This is a genomic window from Virgibacillus halotolerans (assembly GCF_016908515.1).
Taxonomy (GTDB): Bacteria; Bacillota; Bacilli; order Bacillales; family Amphibacillaceae; genus Virgibacillus_M; species Virgibacillus_M halotolerans.
The window spans coordinates 93086-109173 of record NZ_JAFBEA010000009.1 but is presented as its reverse complement, the minus strand read 5'-3'; the positions used below and the strand labels follow the sequence as shown (position 1 = coordinate 109173).

The following is a 16088-nucleotide window of genomic DNA, read 5'->3' as shown; positions in this document are numbered from 1 at the left end:
TCTTATGTTTATCATTATATTTTTATTCCAGTGCTGCCACGCCACCGATAATCTCGGTGATTTCTTGTGTAATAGCTGCCTGGCGTGCTCTGTTGAAAGATAATGTCAGATCGTCAATAAGATCGTTCGCATTATCAGTTGCACTCTTCATCGCGGTCATACTTGCTGCGTGCTCACTCGCTTTAGCATCCAGTAGAGCGCCAAATATTAAGCTTTCAGCGTATTGTGGTAAAAGCACTTGTAAAATTTGCTCTTGGTTCGGTTCGTATTCATAATCACTGCTGGAAGCACTGCTTTCAATGTTTGTAATTGGTAACAGTGTTTTCATTGTTACATCTTGTGTAATCGCACTTACGTAGTGATTATAGATAATGACCAGTTCATCAATTTCCTCATCACTGAACATTTGAACAGTATCAGAAGCCAGATCTTTAATTTCAGAGAAACGCGGCTGGTCTGCTACCCCTAAAACACTCAAAGCAACAGGAATTTCTCTCTTCTTACAAAAATCATATCCCATGCGGCCAACAGCGATAACCGTGTATTCATCTGTTGACTGATGGTTTTCCTGAATCGTTTTTTGCAGTTGTTTTAAAATATGACTATTATAAGCACCTACAAGACCACGATCAGATGTAATGACAAGATATCCTGTCTTTTTTACTTCCCGTTTACTGAGCATCGGATGCGAGACGTCTGTACTACTGTTGGCAATACTTGCTACAACTTCCTGCATCTTTTCACTATAGGGAATATATGCTTTGGTATTTCGTTCTGCTTTACTCATTTTCGAGGCAGATACCATTTGCATTGCATTCGTAATCTTTTTGGTCTTTTTGGTCGAGTTAATTCGACCTTCAATATCTCTTAGTGATGCCAAGCTTTTCACCACCCTTTCATGTAAAAGGTTGCCTGATCTTATTAATTAGCAGACAAGTTCAGTTTTCACTTTACTGAACTCGTCGTCTGCGTTTACGAATTTATTCAGTCGCTAAAAATGTTTTCTTAAATGATTCAACTGCATCGTTCATATCTTCTGTTTCTGGAAGTTTTCCAGTGTCGCGGATAGAGGCTAACAATTCTTTACGGTTACCATCTAACCAGACATGGAATTCATCTTCAAAACGAACAATATCTTTGATGGCAATGTCGTCAAGGAAACCTTTCGTCAATGCATAGATGATCATGACTTGTTTTTCCACAACGAGTGGTTTATGCAAGCCTTGTTTTAGAACTTCCACCGTACGTTCCCCGCGACCAAGTTTTGCTTGTGTTGCTTTATCAAGGTCTGAACCAAATTGTGAGAATGCTTCTAGTTCACGGAATGATGCAAGGTCAAGTCTTAATGTACCTGCTACCTTCTTCATTGCTTTAATTTGTGCAGATCCACCAACACGGGACACAGAAAGCCCTGGGTTAATTGCTGGACGAACACCGGAGAAGAAGAGATCTGATTGTAAAAAGATCTGTCCATCTGTGATCGAGATCACGTTTGTCGGGATATAGGCAGAAATATCGCCTGCTTGTGTTTCAACAAATGGTAATGCTGTTAATGATCCACCACCAAGTGCGTCACTCAGTTTGGCTGCACGTTCCAATAAACGGGAGTGCAAGTAGAATACATCCCCAGGGAATGCTTCACGACCTGGAGGACGACGTAATAGTAAAGAAAGTTCACGATATGCTACCGCTTGTTTCGATAAATCATCATAAACAACAAGTACGTGTTTCCCGTTGTACATGAATTCCTCACCCATGGATACACCAGCATACGGCGCTAAGTACAGTAATGGTGCAGGATCAGATGCACCTGCAGATACAACGATTGTGTAATCCAGTGCCCCATAACGGCGGAATGTCTCTACCGTACTGCGAACTGTGGATTCTTTCTGACCTATTGCGACATAAATACAAATCATGTCCTGGTCTTGCTGGTTAATGATGGCGTCTACCGCAACCGTTGTTTTACCGGTTTGACGGTCTCCAATAATAAGCTCACGTTGACCACGACCGATTGGTACAAGTGCGTCTATTGCTTTAATACCTGTTTGTAATGGTTCGTCAACTGATTTACGATCCATAACACCTGGTGCAGCTGCCTCGATTGGGCGTGTTTTTGATGTTTCAATTGGACCTTTTCCATCAATTGGTTGACCTAGTGGGTTCACCACACGACCTAACAATTCTTCTCCAACAGGTACTTGCATAATCCGGCCTGTACGACGAACTTCATCGCCTTCTTTTATCTCTGTGTATGGTCCAAGAATAACAACACCAACATTACTTTCCTCTAGGTTTTGTGATAATCCCATCACACCGTTTGAAAACTCAACAAGTTCTCCCGCCATTACATTATCAAGACCGTGAACCCTTGCGATACCATCACCGATTTCGATAACTGTGCCGACATCACTTACTTCAATATCTGCATCGAAAGTTTCGATCTGCTGTTTGATCAGTGTACTGATTTCTTCAGCTTTAATGCTCATACCATTTCACCCCTATCATCATTAATTTGCAGTTACGATATTCTGTTTGATACGTTTTAGTTTTCCACTAACCGATCCATCATAAATTGTGTTGCCTATTCTGATTTTAACTCCACCGACAAGCGATGGGTCAACGATGTTATGGATGTCAAACGTACTTTTGTTAAATCGTTTCACGAATGACGCCACAAGTGCTTGTCTTTCGGGATTGGATAACTTACGGACAGAATATACCGTTGCTTCTGCAATTCCTTTCGCATCATTATACAAGTAGATAAAATGCTCAATCATGGATGGCGTGATCATAATTCGATGCCGCTCTACGAGGATTTTCAAAGTGTTAACGATATCTGTGTTAAGGCTTTGAAATACTTCATCCAGAAATTGTTGCTTTCTCGTTTTTGCAATCCGAGGATGCTCCAGGATTGTATATAGCTTACTATTCTTTTCAAATACTTCTTTCACGGTCTGTAACTCTTCAACAAATTGTTCCAGAACCGCTTTTTCATTTCCAAGTTGAAAGAGAGCTTCGGCATAACGTTTAGCAACTACCGTTTCACTCATAGCTCTTCTCCTACCTCTTTAATGTAATCATTGATCAGTTTCTCCTGATCCTGTGCGCTAATTTCCTTCTCAATCACTTTGCTTGCAATGAGAACAGATAAGGAAGCAACTTTATCTTGTAGTGCTTGCAGGGCTTTTTCTTTCTCGTTTTGAATTTCTTCCTGTGCAGACTTTTTAATGCGGTCCGCCTCTAAACGAGCCGATTCAACAATATCTTTCTCTTGTCTGACGCCGGCCTCTTTTGCATCTTCTATCATTTGTTGTGCTTCTTGTTTTGTTTGTTTTAATTGTTCTGCAGCTTCTTTTGCTGATTTCTCTGCTGCCGCACGACTTTGTTCGGCCGTTTCTATTTCACTTGCAACATAATCTTCCCGTTTCTGCATCATGTCCATAACTGGACCCCAAGCGAATTTCTTCACTAAGAAAAGCAATACGAGGAAGAAGACCAGTTGTACGAGCATATCTCCTACGCGAAAACCGCCTAATGCAGCATAAATCATGGAATAATCAGTGAATGTTTGCACAGAATTCACTCCTTTCACCTTCATTAGTGAATGTTACATATTTGCTTTATTGCCCGTCTTTATAAACAACGGCGAAGCTTCGACTATGGAAGTGTATCTTCGCCATTATAGTTCTTTGTCTTTACTAATTGTTCAAGGCGCTCGATTACATGACCATTAATGCGATAACTACCGCGATGATCGGCATTGCCTCAACTAAACCAACACCTATAAACATGGTTGTTTGTAATGACCCTTTTAGTTCTGGTTGACGAGCAATCCCCTCAACCGTACGACTTACAATCAAACCGTTACCTACACCAGCACCAAGTGCCGCCAATCCTACTGCTATTGCAGCTGCTAAAGCTCCCATAATATAAATCCTCCTCAAAATAGTTATAATAAGTTATACAATAATTTCCGGTTCCAACAGTCATTCTGCCAGAACTGGTGAATTAACAATTTTAATGTTCCGCAGTGACTTTGTGCGAAATATAAACCATTGACAGCATCGTGAAAATAAATGCCTGGATTCCGCCAATAAAGATACTAAATCCTTGCCATGCCAGGAATGGGATAAAACCCCCAATAGCACCCCAAAAACCGGATGTTACCAGTCCAACTAACAATGCTAAAAGTACTTCCCCGGCAAATAAGTTACCAAATAGACGAAGACCCAATGTTAACGTGTTTGCAAATTCCTCAACAATCTTAATTGGAAAAAGTGGCCACATTGGTCGGAAGTAATCTTTTACATATTCTTTTCCACCACGCATCTTAATCCCATAAAAGTGAGACAAGACGATTACCATTGCAGCTAAAGTGAGGGTAATTCCCGGATCAGCTGTTGGTGATTTCCACCATATTTCGTCATTATAAACACCGTTCGTCATAACACCTAGTAGGTTCCCAACTAAAATGTATGTAAATAGTGTTAGTCCCAATGGAAGAAAAACCTTTCCTGTTTTCCAGTCCATTGTGTCATTGATAATCCCTTTGACAAAATCAAGGATCCATTCCATAAAATTTTGTACACCAGTAGGCTTCATCTTTAGCTTTCTCGCTCCGAGCATGCATAGAACGAATACAATTAGTGAAGTTACTGCAATCATAAGTACGTTAGATAAATTAAAATCAAGCCAGGATATTCCAAATACATTTTCTACAATTGGTGCTCCATGATCCACCATATTCACCCCGCTTTCAAGCACGATTTTCTACCTTTTTACAAGAAGAATTTCACTTCTTCTTAAAGTGGCTTACAGCAAAATCCAGCGTGATCACCAGATAGGATGTCATCAAACCGATTAAAACGGCAATAACATTAAAATATTCATCAAATCGCAGTGCAATAATGACCACCAATGCCGCTGCTGCAAAACGTGACATTGTTCCAATCCCTTTTACAGGTTGCTTTTCTGCTACTGCTCCTGTAAAATCAACAATCTTCTTTTGTAAAAGCCATAAGTTATATAAACTAACGGCACTTCCTAACAGAAGCCCGAGGAATATCGTCAAGTAAGGAGTAAATCCTGCCCCAAGCACTAGTATTGCGAGGAGATAGAACATCCACTTCCGTTGCCGGGCTGCCATACTTTCATATTCCGTCATGTTTTACGCTTCTCCCTTAAAATAAAACGATCATCGTGGTATGAACAACCAACAATTTTACAATGCCATTTTTCTTGCAATTCACACAAAAAATGCCATGAAATTAAAATTGTAAACCCATTCATGCACACTCTACAATTTTACCTTAGCCACACCTTTGTTGTCAATCGATTATAGACTTTTATTCATTTGCACCTTTGTTCAATGTGCACATATGATTTAAGGCGGACAAAAGCAGGCAAATTGCGGCATGTTTTCCACTCTACCTGCTATTATAGCGGATTTTCTTTACAGTGATTATGAACTTTTTGTGAACAACTGTACATAACATTTTTATTCAATGTATACAGGGGTTTCATAGCTTTCAAATGTGCCATCCTCCAAATAGACTGTAATCAGTGCTGTGTATGACCCTGGCTCTCCTATTTCCGCTTGTTTTAATTCTCCCTCATTCATACCAACGGTTAAATCATCCGCTTCTAATAATGTACGTTGATAAATCAATGATTCTGGGTCGTACAAATCCACTTCCACATGTTTGGTTGGATCGGTCACATATAATTGATAAGCATATTGATTGTCGGAAAAAGGTTTTAATGCAAAATCAAATCCCATCGCCTTCGGGTTATCTGCTGTTTTATTTACAAACAAATATGGCAATTGGAATGCTTCATCCTCTCCCTCTAATGTCAACCATCCTTGGTGGATCCCATCATCCAAAAGTGACGTCGTAATACTCAATTCAATTGGAATGGTCTTGCTTTCGTTTTTTTTCAGCGTAAATGTTTGCGGTAGCTTCCAGCTCATTCCTTGTTGTTTTTTTGGAACATGAAATACATATGTTTGTCGTTTATTTGTTGTGTTTTCAATCGTCATGTTGACTTTTTTCGTATCCAGGTAGTCATCCATTTTTCCAAATGCCAACTCGGGCTGTTCGATAATTGTCTTTGCAGCGATTGCTTCGCCGGGCTGAACCATGCCCATTCCTTGGATATTTGGTGCAATCGGCACATCATTTTCATCTTTATATTGCGTCGCCGTTGTTTTTATGGCACCAAATATTTGCTCATTGGACCAATTAGGGTGGGCCTCTTTAATTAAAGCAACGACACCCGTAATATGTGGTGCGGCCATACTCGTCCCTTGGAGTTCCTGATAACCGTCAGGAACGGTACTTTTAATATTGGTTCCGGGTGCAAGAATATCTGGTTTGATATGCCAATTGACTGCTACTGGTCCTCTGGAACTAAAGTTGGCGATACCGGCGTCGCTCTCTTGATAGGTTGTTTCGAGATTTAATGCATGCTTTTCCATCTCCTTCAGCAGCCATGTGCCATCCTGTTTCGTTAGTGCCACGACTGGAATATTGATGGGGTCATCTTCATTTTCTACCATACCTTGGAACATGCCCTTTTCATTATTATAAATAGCGACAGCAACTGCACCTTCCTCTTCGGCCGCTTTTGCCATGTCATAAAAGGGGATGTCACTTCTTTCGATTAATGCGATCTTTCCTCTTGGGTTTTCTTTTGTTTCGCTCATATCGACGATTGGATAAGATCGATCCAGCTGCCAAGGGATAGCGCCTTGCATTGGGTATAAGGCAATCTTCTTATCGGCACGTCCTTCATACAAAAACGGAACCTGTTCCGCATTTTCTGCTGCGCCTACTCCAATCGCCTTTGTTGCGGTTGCCGGTGCGCCTACTGTCCAGTTATCCGGGCCATCATTTCCATTCGCAATCACAACGGAGACTCCAAGATCTGCTGCCCGATTAACTGCCACACTGGTAGGGTAGTCAGGCCCATTCACTGTATTTCCTAAAGATAAATTGATCACGTCCACCCCGTCTGCCACAGCCTTTTCCATTGCCGCTATTACTTGCACAGAGGAACCCATGCCGCCGGGCCCAAGCGCACGGTAGGCATATATATCAGCATCCGGTGCGACGCCTGTTAATTCACCATTCCCAGCAATAATTCCCGCCACATGTGTCCCATGTAAGGTTGGCATCCCTTGTTCTGGGGTCGTTTCCATGGGGTCGTCATCCAGGTCAACGAGGTCATATCCACGGATAAAATTTTTGCTTAAGTCTGGGTGATTATAATCGATGCCGGTATCCACGACACCAACTTTTACACCCTTCCCGGTATAGTTCGTTGTATTTAAATCTCCGGGCATCACTGTATTGGGATTAGCTTCTGTCAAATTCGATGGGAGGTCAGTGGTCGCTTCATAGGTCTTCGCTGTATTGATCGTCTTCACGAAGTCCAGTTCACTTATTTTTTCAAGCTTTTCAGGAGCTGCTTTAAGTGCTAATCCATTAAATAGTTTCTCATAGACAGCGATTACTTCTATGTATGGATAATAAGTTTCCAAGTATGCTTTATGTTCTTGAGGGTTCCCTTCGACCTCAATAATTACGGATTCAAGATTTTCATCGTTTTCCATTTCCACATCTGTTGTCGGAATCGCTGTAAGGATGTTTAGGAATGTGCATATAGATAAGAAAAGGTGCATGGGTGATGGTTCTCCTTTTTTTGTTTAGCTTTTGGATAAAAGTGGAGAAACATACATGATTGGGGAATTTTTTATATAAAGTGCTTATAAGAAGAAAAAAAGTCCTAGCAAATTTCGCTAGGATAACTGCACAACTAATGTGGTGGTATATGATTATGTTGCGTCGTATCCTGCATTGCATTGGTTTCGTCAGTCTCATAAACATTATCATCGTAAAATTGATAGTTATAGTAATACATCGCACCTAAACCGCCTTCACTGATCATATTAGCTACGCGCTGTCTATATTCCAGTGTCTTTTCATCCACAAGATTCGTTTGTTCTTGTGCCACGGTTCTCTCCTCCTCTCTTATCTTATTTTATCATATACATATGATGAATCACATTATTCTGACTCCATTATCCATAAAAAACAGCTTGTTATCTTATCTTGATAACAAGCTGTTTTGCTTACAGGTAAAGAAACTATAAATGAATGGCGCGCTAATACCCACCGCTCCAGAAATATACTACGCTTTTCCCATAAGAGTCTACGTATATTTCTTCCGCTCTGGTGAATAGTTGATTCTTGACAGTTATCTATCCTTGCATGATTAAAAAAGGAAGCAAGGGGAAAGCCGCTGATTTTTCCTTTTTAGAGAAAGAAGGTTACCTTAGAATATCACGGATGGCCGCGGAAGGTAGTCGACTCCTGCGGGAAAAGCAACAAGTCTTTATGGTGGGACGAGTTAGCGCAGTCCCAACTGAAGATCCCGCAGAAAGCGTTCTTTGCTTTCGAGGAAGCTGAAGTGTTGCCCGCGGAAAGCGACTACCTGGAGCGGACGTCCTACTTGATAAAGGATCCATAAGAAACAAGTGATTTTCTCGGTTTTTCTTAACTGCCAAAATAATCTACAATAGCGTCTGCTATCCGTCTTGATGCTTCGCCATCGCCATATGGGTTCGATGCTTTGGCCATTTGATCATGTGCTGTTTGATCAGCTAACAGTTCATGGGCCAGATTAAAAATCGTATCCTCATCTGTTCCAGCTAACTTCAATGTCCCAGCGGTGATTCCTTCTGGTCGTTCCGTTGTATCACGTAAAACCAACACAGGTACACCAAGGGAAGGTGCCTCTTCCTGCACACCCCCAGAATCCGTAATAATCAGGTGTGCATGTGCTGCAAAGTTATGAAAATCGATAACGTCGAGCGGTTCAATTAATTGAATACGGTCATCATTTCCTAAAATACTCGCAGCCGTTTTCCTGACAACCGGGTTTAAGTGTACAGGATAAATCACTTGAATATCATCATGCGCTTCAACAAGTCGCTTCACTGCACGAAACATTTGCTGCATGTTATCGCCGAGGTTTTCCCTGCGATGGGCTGTCATCAAAACAAGTCGTTTATCACCCAAAGCGTCCAGCACCGGGCTCGTGTAGGCTTCATTTACCGTTGTTTTTAGCGCGTCGATTGCTGTATTACCTGTTACATAGATCCGATCTGCTGGTTTACTTTCATTCAATAGATTTTGTTTAGCCATCTCTGTTGGTGAAAAATGTAAATCCGCCATAATACCGGTAAGCTGACGATTCATCTCTTCCGGATAAGGTGAATACTTATTCCATGTACGTAGTCCAGCTTCCACGTGACCAACAACAATTTGATTGTAATAGGCTGCAAGCGAAGCCGCAAATGTTGTCGTTGTGTCTCCATGTACGAGTACGATATCGGGATTCGTTGCCTTCATCACTTCATCCAACCCCTCAAGCGCGCGGGTCGTAATTTGTGCAAGTGTCTGGTTTTGCTTCATGATATTTAAATCATAATCCGGTGTTATATGAAAGATATCCAATACCTGATCCAGCATTTCACGATGCTGCGCTGTAACCGTAACGATTGGCTCGAATTCCTGTGGACGTGTTTTCAATTCACGTACAAGCGGCGCCATTTTAATCGCCTCTGGCCTTGTACCAAATATCGTCATCACTTTAATACGCTTCTCCATCATCGTCTCTCCATTAATTTACTTTGTACCAAACAGGCGATCACCCGCGTCACCAAGTCCTGGGACAATATAGCCTTTATCATCTAATGCTTCGTCAAGTGCACCTAAATATATATCAACATCCGGATGTTCTTCCTGGATTTTTTCCACGCCCTCAGGAGCAGCCACCAAACACATGAGCTGAATGTTCTTCGCACCACGCTTTTTCAAGGAATGGATGGCATCGTTTGCTGAACCTCCTGTTGCAAGCATCGGATCAAGCACGATCAATTCACGTTCGGAAATGTCAGACGGTAACTTAATATAATATTCTACCGGTTCTAATGTTTTCGGATCACGATATAAGCCAACATGACCTACTTTGGCTGCTGGAATCAAGTTTAACATGCCATCGACCATGCCCAATCCCGCACGTAAAATAGGGATAAGCCCAATTTTTTTACCAGCTAATACCTTCGCGTTTGTTTCCTTAACTGGTGTTTCGATCGTTTTAACTTGTAGCGCTAAATTTCTTGTGATTTCAAAAGCCATCAATGTTGCAACTTCATCAACCAATTCACGGAACTCTTTTGTTCCTGTGTTTTTATCCCTTATGTACGTTAATTTGTGTTGAATTAACGGATGATCCAGTACGAAAACCTTTGACATTTGCCGCTCACTCCTTCGAATTTGTTGTATCTTTAAAATTGTACTGAAAAAACTCCCAGCTTTCAAGTTAATATATGTTCTTATAATAATTTACGACAAACGAAAAGGATATCCACGCTAAAAAAGGGATATCCTCTTCTTCCGTTTTATGCATATAATGGACGTTTGTTAGTTAAACCAATTACGCGCTCTTCTGCTTCTTTTAATGTCGCTTCGTCTTCGTGGTTTTTTAACGTAAGAGAAATGATTGCTGCGATCTCCTTCATTTCCGCTTCAGCAAATCCACGCGTCGTGACTGCCGCTGTACCGATACGTACACCACTTGTTATAAAAGGACTTGCTGTATCAAATGGAATCGTATTTTTGTTGGTTGTTATACCGATTTCATCTAAAACTTGCTCAGCTACTTTTCCTGTCAGGCCAAGTGGCGTAACGTCAAGTAATAACAAATGATTATCTGTTCCACCTGAAACAACACGTACACCCGCTTCAGTTAATGCATCATGTAAACACTGTGCATTTTTAATAATTTGTTCTGTATAGACTTTGAAATCATCTGATAAAGCTTCTTTAAATGATACTGCCTTGGCTGCAATCACATGCATTAATGGGCCGCCTTGCATACCAGGGAATACTGCCTTATCAATTTTCTTTGCAAAGTCTTCTTTACATAAAATCATTCCGCCACGTGGACCACGTAGTGTCTTATGCGTTGTTGTCGTTACGAAATCTGCATATGGTACTGGGTTTTGGTGTAAACCTGTAGCAACCAGTCCTGCGATATGTGCCATATCAACCATTAAATAAGCATCTACAGCATCAGCGATTTCACGGAATTTAGCAAAATCAATTGCACGCGAGTAGGCACTTGCACCAGCAACAATCATTCTTGGTTTTACTTCTTTCGCCTTCTCCAGCACCACATCATAATCCAGCTGTTCCGTTTCTTTATCAACACCATAGTCAACAAAATTATATAATTTACCGCTGAAGTTCACCGGGCTACCGTGTGTTAGATGTCCACCATGGTTTAAGTTCATTCCCAGAACCGTGTCACCTGGCTCGAGCACTGAAAAGTAAACCGCCATGTTGGCCTGTGCGCCAGAATGCGGTTGAACATTGACGTGTTCCGCATCGAATAGTTGCTTCGCACGATCACGAGCAAGGTTTTCTACTACGTCGACATGTTCACAACCACCATAGTATCTTTTTCCTGGATAACCTTCCGCATATTTGTTGGTTAAAACAGAGCCCATTGCCTCCATTACCGCTTCAGATACAAAGTTTTCTGACGCGATTAGCTCAATTTTCTCCTGCTGACGATTCTTTTCTGCTTGGATTGCTTCGAATAGTTCATGATCTGCTTGTTTCACATGTTCCATATTATGTAGCCTCCCGTTTTTTGTTTTTATAATTAAAATATGTATGCCGCCCACGATGCTTTTTTGCCAGCCATGCAGGCGAATACTATTATAGTGGCTCTTTTCGTATCCTGTTGTTATCCCAGCCCTTACCACCCACTGAATAGCAACAATATTTTATAAAACAGCTATTATATTTCATCATCAAAGCTTGGTGATTAATATTGTGCCCGTTCGCCACCGATTAATTTCGGTCGCGTTCTGGCGCCATTTACTCGCGCTTCCCCAATGCTTCTCTGATCGAATCTTAGTGGAACAGCGACCGGTTTTAAATGCATGCCGATCATGGTTTCACCAATGTCTAGCCCAGCATCTGCCCGAATATGTTCCACGACAACCGGGTTATCCATATGTTTATAGGCGTAAGATGCCATTGAACCGCCCGCCGTCGGGATTGGTACAACAGCCACTTCATCATAAGCGTAGGCTTTTGCCGTTTCTTTTTCTATTACAATTGCACGGTTCAAATGTTCACAGCACTGAAATGCAAGTTGGATTTGTTTTTGCTGTGCAAGCTTTTTCAATCCCCGAAACAGAATGGCTGCAATCTCCTCACTCCCGGAAGTTCCAATATGTTTACCGGCAACTTCACTTGTTGAACAACCGATTATGAACAGGTCACCCGCTTCTAAATAGTCACTGCTGATCCATCCATTTACTAATGACTCTAAATCCTGTTCCACTTTATTTCGTGTATTTGTCATGTGAAGCTCACCTGCCATTTATTGATCTTCGTATGTCGTAATTTTCCCGATTCGATTGGCGTGACGTCCCCCATCAAATGCTGTGTCCAGCCAAACTTCAGCAATCTCTCTTGCTAGCCCCGGCCCAATTACACGTTCACCAAGTGCAATCGCATTGGAGTCATTGTGCTGACGGGTTAATTTCGCACTATACACATCATGGGTCAACGCGCAGCGAACACCCTTCACCTTATTTGCAGCAATCGACATGCCTATGCCTGTCCCACATATAAAAATACCGCGGTCAAATTCACCACTTGCAATCCGTTCTGCAGCTGGAAGTGCATAATCCGGATAATCGACGGACGTTTCACAGCTGCAGCCTGTATCCTCATAGTCGATTCCCTTTTCTTCTAAAAGTGCTTTGATTTCGTTACGGATGGTCATTCCTGCATGGTCTCCGGTAATAATGACTTTCATGATTTATTCGCACCCTTTCTTTAAACGCTATATGTTATTTAATTTGTGGATTTACTCCTAAAGTTTCAGACTTAGACGTTTTGGAGATAAATTATATTTTTTTAAGGAGCAGATCTATATATTCGTCTAGTTCATCAATGGTCTCCTGATATACTTTTAAATCGCCGCCGAACGGATCAGAAATATCATAACTAATGATGCAGGACTCCAGTTTTCTAATATGGTCAATATCTTTCACTAGCTTTTTTTCAAGCAATTGGTTGAGCTGTGTTTGACTCATTTTACGCTCATTCTGTTGAATGATATGGCTCCGTTTTTCTTCATAATCAGCATAAGCCTTTTTTAATTCTTGCCATACTTTTTTATCGTCATCTGACGCATATTCTTTTAAAGTGAAAAACTTATCTTGAAAGTCGGGATAATCCATGATCAGTGTCCGTTTATGGTTGGTCGTCATGGTTAATACAATATCCGCCCAATTTAACAGGTTGTTTGTTACCGGCTGTGAATAATGATCCAGCGCAATGTTACGCTGTGCTAACGCCTGAATTGCATACTGATTTGCATGCTGATTTTTACCAGCAAAAATACCGGCAGACTGCACCTCAGCTTCTGGTAACCTATTTTTCAGCAAGGATGCTGCCATCGGACTTCGACATGTATTCCCTGTACAGATAAACAAAATCTTCATTAGTGTGCCTCCGTTACATTTCCATACATCAAATATATCACATTTTGAGCAGGCATGTTAGGGTAAATCGTTATCTTTTGAATAGAATTATCCTGGGGATAGGAATTCGCAATAGAAGGGAGGTGTTCGAATATAAGCCATCGGAAATCAGCTAAATAACAAAAGTAATCCAAAGCCAAATAAAATACTGCCACCAAGGACTTCACTATATGCACCAAGCACGCCATGCACTTTTCTGCCTAACAGCATTCCCACCCATGCAAGTACTGCGCTGGCCATACCAAATAAAAGTAAGGCGAGTACTGTTTTCACTCCCGACAAGCCAAGGCTGAGTCCGACGGAAAAACTATCGATACTAACGGTAAATGCTAAAATATAAATGCCGGGTCCAACAAGGGAAACATTTATTTTCCGATCCTGATGAAACGCATTGAAAAAAATATGTGCACCAATCCCAACCAGCAGTAGACCGCCGGCGAATGTGGTTACATGGCCAATCTTACCTGAGATCGCATGTCCTAAAACAATGCCAATAAACGGCATAATAATATGAAACACACCGATAATGGATCCAATGAATGCAATCTTTTTCAGTCTTAGCTGTTGCATGCCAAGACCGAGACCTACAGAAAATGCATCCATTCCCAATGCAACAGCCATAAATAATAATGTGATTATTTCCCCTAAATAATGCGCTTGTAATGACATACGTCTTCCCCCTTGGACATGCTTTTAAAATATATGCATGCCCAAGGGGGATTATGATAGGTGGTACATTAAGATAATACATGTGTTTACTAGTCACGAATATAAATACTGGCAGCTTTTTTTAAACGGTTCATCACAGCTTCGCCAATCCCTGTTTCGGGAAAAGCTTCACATATAATCATATCTATGTCATTCGATTTATAAGTACGCAAGCCAGTGTATAAATTAGCCGTTATCTCGTCCATTTCCTTACCCAATGACATCACCTCGTCCGCATTTATTTTTTCCGCTGTTTCGAGGCTTGCTAGTACACCAATTCGCTGTCCTTTACTTCGCTCTTTGTCCACAACTTCCTGGATTTTTCTCGCTGAACCAGCGACAAGCCACATTGGCATCTCTGGAGAATAATGTTTATATTTCATTCCCGGCGCTTTCGGACGATCTGTTTTATTCGTTAGTGCGGGGTCAACTCCGACCCTGCCAACCACCGCCTCTAGCTGTTCTCTCGTAATGCCACCCGGTCTAAGGATAGTGGGAATATCTTGTGTACAATCAATCACCGTGGATTCCACCCCTACACCAGTTGGACCACCATCGATCAGACCGGAAATTTTTCCTTGTAAATCTGTCCAAACATGGCCTGCCGTTGTTGGACTCGGTTTTCCGGAAATATTCGCGCTTGGGGCGGCAATTGGGATATTGCATTGTTTTAATAATTGTTGTGCGACCGGATGATCCGGGATTCTTACCGCAATTGTGGATAACCCAGCAGTTACATTCGCTGCGCACGTCCCATTTTCCGGCAATACAAAAGTTAAGGGGCCTGGTGAAAATTGATCCACAAGCTTTTCTGCATAGGCAGGTAATCCATCCACAAGCTTTAGTAATTGTTCTTTTGTTGCTACATGTGCAATTAACGGATTATCTTGCGGGCGTCCCTTTGCCTGGAAAATTTTCATGATGGCTGTTTCATTGGTGGCATCTGCCCCTAATCCATAAACTGTTTCAGTCGGGAAGGCTACCGTTTCCCCACTTGTCAGCAGATTTGCAGCCTCTATTAATGCTTCTTGATTATAGGTTGTATCATTTTTTAAATACCAACGTTTGGTTTGTCTCATTGCTGTTACCTCTTTTCCTATTTTATATTTTAGAGGATAACAGCTATTTACGCAAAATGTGGATAAAAACAAAAAATCTGCAGGCTTTTATCCACAGATTAATTGTTATACATTCGCTTTTTTTATTATTTTTATTAAAGTTATGCACATATCACAATAGTTATGCACAGCATTCACACAAGTTATTCACAACCTCTTGTGGATATTGTGTATATGTTCTTAAGAAACACTGTAAGACCACCAATTTCCCTTGTTTATTTCATGTTTATCCACGAAATCCTTTTCTTTTTGTGGATGGAATTGTAGCGCTTCCAATAATATATCCACAACCGGTTGATAACTGTGCACATAGACAACGATCGCTCGTTGCTGTTTTGCCAGTGTGAGAATTGCTTCCAATAGCACAGGCAACATTGCCGCATGTTCTTTTGTAATGAAAAGCTGTTTCAACCAATATTCACCTTCACGCATCATTTCCAATATAAAGCAGCCTTCGATTTCATCCTGTATTTCCACGACATAACCATTTTTCAGCAAATTTACTTTATCTACGGTTTGATTTTTTTCCAGGAATACTTTTAATCGGTCGTATGAAACGTCATGAGCTCTGATCATATGCATGGGATTCACCTCTACTATTTTTTGATAGATAACTTTTGCTT

18 protein-coding genes are annotated in these 16088 nt (G+C 41.2%); all 18 read right to left on the bottom strand.

Annotation, left to right across the window (positions count from 1 at the left end; genetic code table 11):
• Positions 1 to 22: 22 nt before the first annotated feature.
• The 18 genes from JOC34_RS17665 to JOC34_RS17580 all read right to left on the bottom strand — a co-directional run bounded on the left by JOC34_RS17665 (position 23) and on the right by JOC34_RS17580 (position 16041).
• A complete protein-coding gene (locus JOC34_RS17665) occupies positions 23 to 880 on the bottom strand; it encodes a F0F1 ATP synthase subunit gamma (RefSeq protein ID WP_205138107.1) in 858 nt (285 codons plus the stop codon).
• Positions 881 to 980: 100 nt separating this feature from the next.
• Positions 981 to 2489: a F0F1 ATP synthase subunit alpha gene (gene atpA / locus JOC34_RS17660; protein WP_205138106.1), complete on the bottom strand. Its 1509-nt coding sequence runs from the start codon at positions 2487 to 2489 to the stop codon at positions 981 to 983.
• A 21-nt stretch (positions 2490 to 2510) separates the two neighbouring features.
• Positions 2511 to 3053 (bottom strand): F0F1 ATP synthase subunit delta, encoded by a 543-nt coding sequence (locus JOC34_RS17655; protein ID WP_205138105.1) that lies wholly within the window; start codon positions 3051 to 3053, stop codon positions 2511 to 2513.
• On the bottom strand, positions 3050 to 3553 hold the full coding sequence (gene atpF / locus JOC34_RS17650; protein WP_239544573.1) for a F0F1 ATP synthase subunit B: 504 nt from the start codon (positions 3551 to 3553) through the stop codon (positions 3050 to 3052). Before atpF ends, JOC34_RS17655 begins: the two co-directional genes overlap by 4 nt.
• Before the next feature lie 169 nt (positions 3554 to 3722).
• Complete coding sequence (atpE, locus tag JOC34_RS17645) at positions 3723 to 3929, bottom strand: F0F1 ATP synthase subunit C (protein WP_205138103.1); 207 nt, start codon at positions 3927 to 3929, stop codon at positions 3723 to 3725.
• Between the two features lie 91 nt (positions 3930 to 4020).
• Positions 4021 to 4743 carry a F0F1 ATP synthase subunit A gene (gene atpB / locus JOC34_RS17640; protein WP_205138152.1) on the bottom strand — a complete coding sequence of 241 codons (723 nt, stop codon included), beginning with the start codon at positions 4741 to 4743 and terminating at the stop codon, positions 4021 to 4023.
• A gap of 52 nt (positions 4744 to 4795) precedes the next feature.
• Complete coding sequence (locus JOC34_RS17635) at positions 4796 to 5167, bottom strand: ATP synthase subunit I (protein ID WP_205138102.1); 372 nt, start codon at positions 5165 to 5167, stop codon at positions 4796 to 4798.
• 333 nt (positions 5168 to 5500) lie between these two features.
• Positions 5501 to 7687 (bottom strand): S8 family serine peptidase, encoded by a 2187-nt coding sequence (locus JOC34_RS17630; RefSeq protein ID WP_239544551.1) that lies wholly within the window; start codon positions 7685 to 7687, stop codon positions 5501 to 5503.
• Between the two features lie 134 nt (positions 7688 to 7821).
• A complete protein-coding gene (locus tag JOC34_RS17625) occupies positions 7822 to 8019 on the bottom strand; it encodes a hypothetical protein (RefSeq protein WP_205138101.1) in 198 nt (65 codons plus the stop codon).
• A 542-nt stretch (positions 8020 to 8561) separates the two neighbouring features.
• A complete protein-coding gene (gene wecB, locus JOC34_RS17620) occupies positions 8562 to 9677 on the bottom strand; it encodes a non-hydrolyzing UDP-N-acetylglucosamine 2-epimerase (protein WP_205138100.1) in 1116 nt (371 codons plus the stop codon).
• Positions 9678 to 9695: 18 nt separating this feature from the next.
• On the bottom strand, positions 9696 to 10325 hold the full coding sequence (gene upp / locus JOC34_RS17615; RefSeq protein ID WP_205138099.1) for a uracil phosphoribosyltransferase: 630 nt from the start codon (positions 10323 to 10325) through the stop codon (positions 9696 to 9698).
• 146 nt (positions 10326 to 10471) lie between these two features.
• Positions 10472 to 11707, bottom strand: coding sequence for a serine hydroxymethyltransferase (locus JOC34_RS17610; RefSeq protein WP_205138098.1), 1236 nt, complete (start codon positions 11705 to 11707; stop codon positions 10472 to 10474).
• Positions 11708 to 11904: 197 nt separating this feature from the next.
• A complete protein-coding gene (locus tag JOC34_RS17605) occupies positions 11905 to 12450 on the bottom strand; it encodes a TIGR01440 family protein (protein ID WP_205138097.1) in 546 nt (181 codons plus the stop codon).
• Positions 12451 to 12468: 18 nt separating this feature from the next.
• Complete coding sequence (gene rpiB, locus JOC34_RS17600; protein WP_205138096.1) at positions 12469 to 12909, bottom strand: ribose 5-phosphate isomerase B; 441 nt, start codon at positions 12907 to 12909, stop codon at positions 12469 to 12471.
• A gap of 91 nt (positions 12910 to 13000) precedes the next feature.
• The gene (locus JOC34_RS17595; RefSeq protein ID WP_205138095.1) at positions 13001 to 13600 is read right to left on the bottom strand and encodes a low molecular weight protein arginine phosphatase; all 600 of its coding nucleotides are present in this window, start codon (positions 13598 to 13600) and stop codon (positions 13001 to 13003) included.
• A gap of 147 nt (positions 13601 to 13747) precedes the next feature.
• Positions 13748 to 14308: a manganese efflux pump MntP gene (locus tag JOC34_RS17590; protein WP_205138094.1), complete on the bottom strand. Its 561-nt coding sequence runs from the start codon at positions 14306 to 14308 to the stop codon at positions 13748 to 13750.
• Between the two features lie 89 nt (positions 14309 to 14397).
• Positions 14398 to 15426, bottom strand: a complete 1029-nt coding sequence (locus JOC34_RS17585) for an L-threonylcarbamoyladenylate synthase (protein WP_205138093.1) — start codon at positions 15424 to 15426, stop codon at positions 14398 to 14400.
• Positions 15427 to 15645: 219 nt separating this feature from the next.
• Positions 15646 to 16041, bottom strand: coding sequence for a GNAT family N-acetyltransferase (locus tag JOC34_RS17580; protein ID WP_239544548.1), 396 nt, complete (start codon positions 16039 to 16041; stop codon positions 15646 to 15648).
• Positions 16042 to 16088 lie beyond the last annotated feature (47 nt).

Coding starts and splice junctions, on each gene's coding strand:
- atpA (WP_205138106.1), bottom strand. CDS start 2,489: ATGAGCATTAAAGCTGAAGAAATCAGTACACTGATCAAACAGCAGATC.
- JOC34_RS17655 (WP_205138105.1), bottom strand. CDS start 3,053: ATGAGTGAAACGGTAGTTGCTAAACGTTATGCCGAAGCTCTCTTTCAA.
- atpF (WP_239544573.1), bottom strand. CDS start 3,553: ATGATTTATGCTGCATTAGGCGGTTTTCGCGTAGGAGATATGCTCGTA.
- atpE (WP_205138103.1), bottom strand. CDS start 3,929: ATGGGAGCTTTAGCAGCTGCAATAGCAGTAGGATTGGCGGCACTTGGT.
- JOC34_RS17635 (WP_205138102.1), bottom strand. CDS start 5,167: ATGACGGAATATGAAAGTATGGCAGCCCGGCAACGGAAGTGGATGTTC.
- JOC34_RS17630 (WP_239544551.1), bottom strand. CDS start 7,687: ATGCACCTTTTCTTATCTATATGCACATTCCTAAACATCCTTACAGCG.
- wecB (WP_205138100.1), bottom strand. CDS start 9,677: ATGGAGAAGCGTATTAAAGTGATGACGATATTTGGTACAAGGCCAGAG.
- upp (WP_205138099.1), bottom strand. CDS start 10,325: ATGTCAAAGGTTTTCGTACTGGATCATCCGTTAATTCAACACAAATTA.
- JOC34_RS17610 (WP_205138098.1), bottom strand. CDS start 11,707: ATGGAACATGTGAAACAAGCAGATCATGAACTATTCGAAGCAATCCAA.
- JOC34_RS17605 (WP_205138097.1), bottom strand. CDS start 12,450: ATGACAAATACACGAAATAAAGTGGAACAGGATTTAGAGTCATTAGTA.
- rpiB (WP_205138096.1), bottom strand. CDS start 12,909: ATGAAAGTCATTATTACCGGAGACCATGCAGGAATGACCATCCGTAAC.
- JOC34_RS17595 (WP_205138095.1), bottom strand. CDS start 13,600: ATGAAGATTTTGTTTATCTGTACAGGGAATACATGTCGAAGTCCGATG.
- JOC34_RS17590 (WP_205138094.1), bottom strand. CDS start 14,308: ATGTCATTACAAGCGCATTATTTAGGGGAAATAATCACATTATTATTT.
- JOC34_RS17585 (WP_205138093.1), bottom strand. CDS start 15,426: ATGAGACAAACCAAACGTTGGTATTTAAAAAATGATACAACCTATAAT.
- JOC34_RS17580 (WP_239544548.1), bottom strand. CDS start 16,041: ATGATCAGAGCTCATGACGTTTCATACGACCGATTAAAAGTATTCCTG.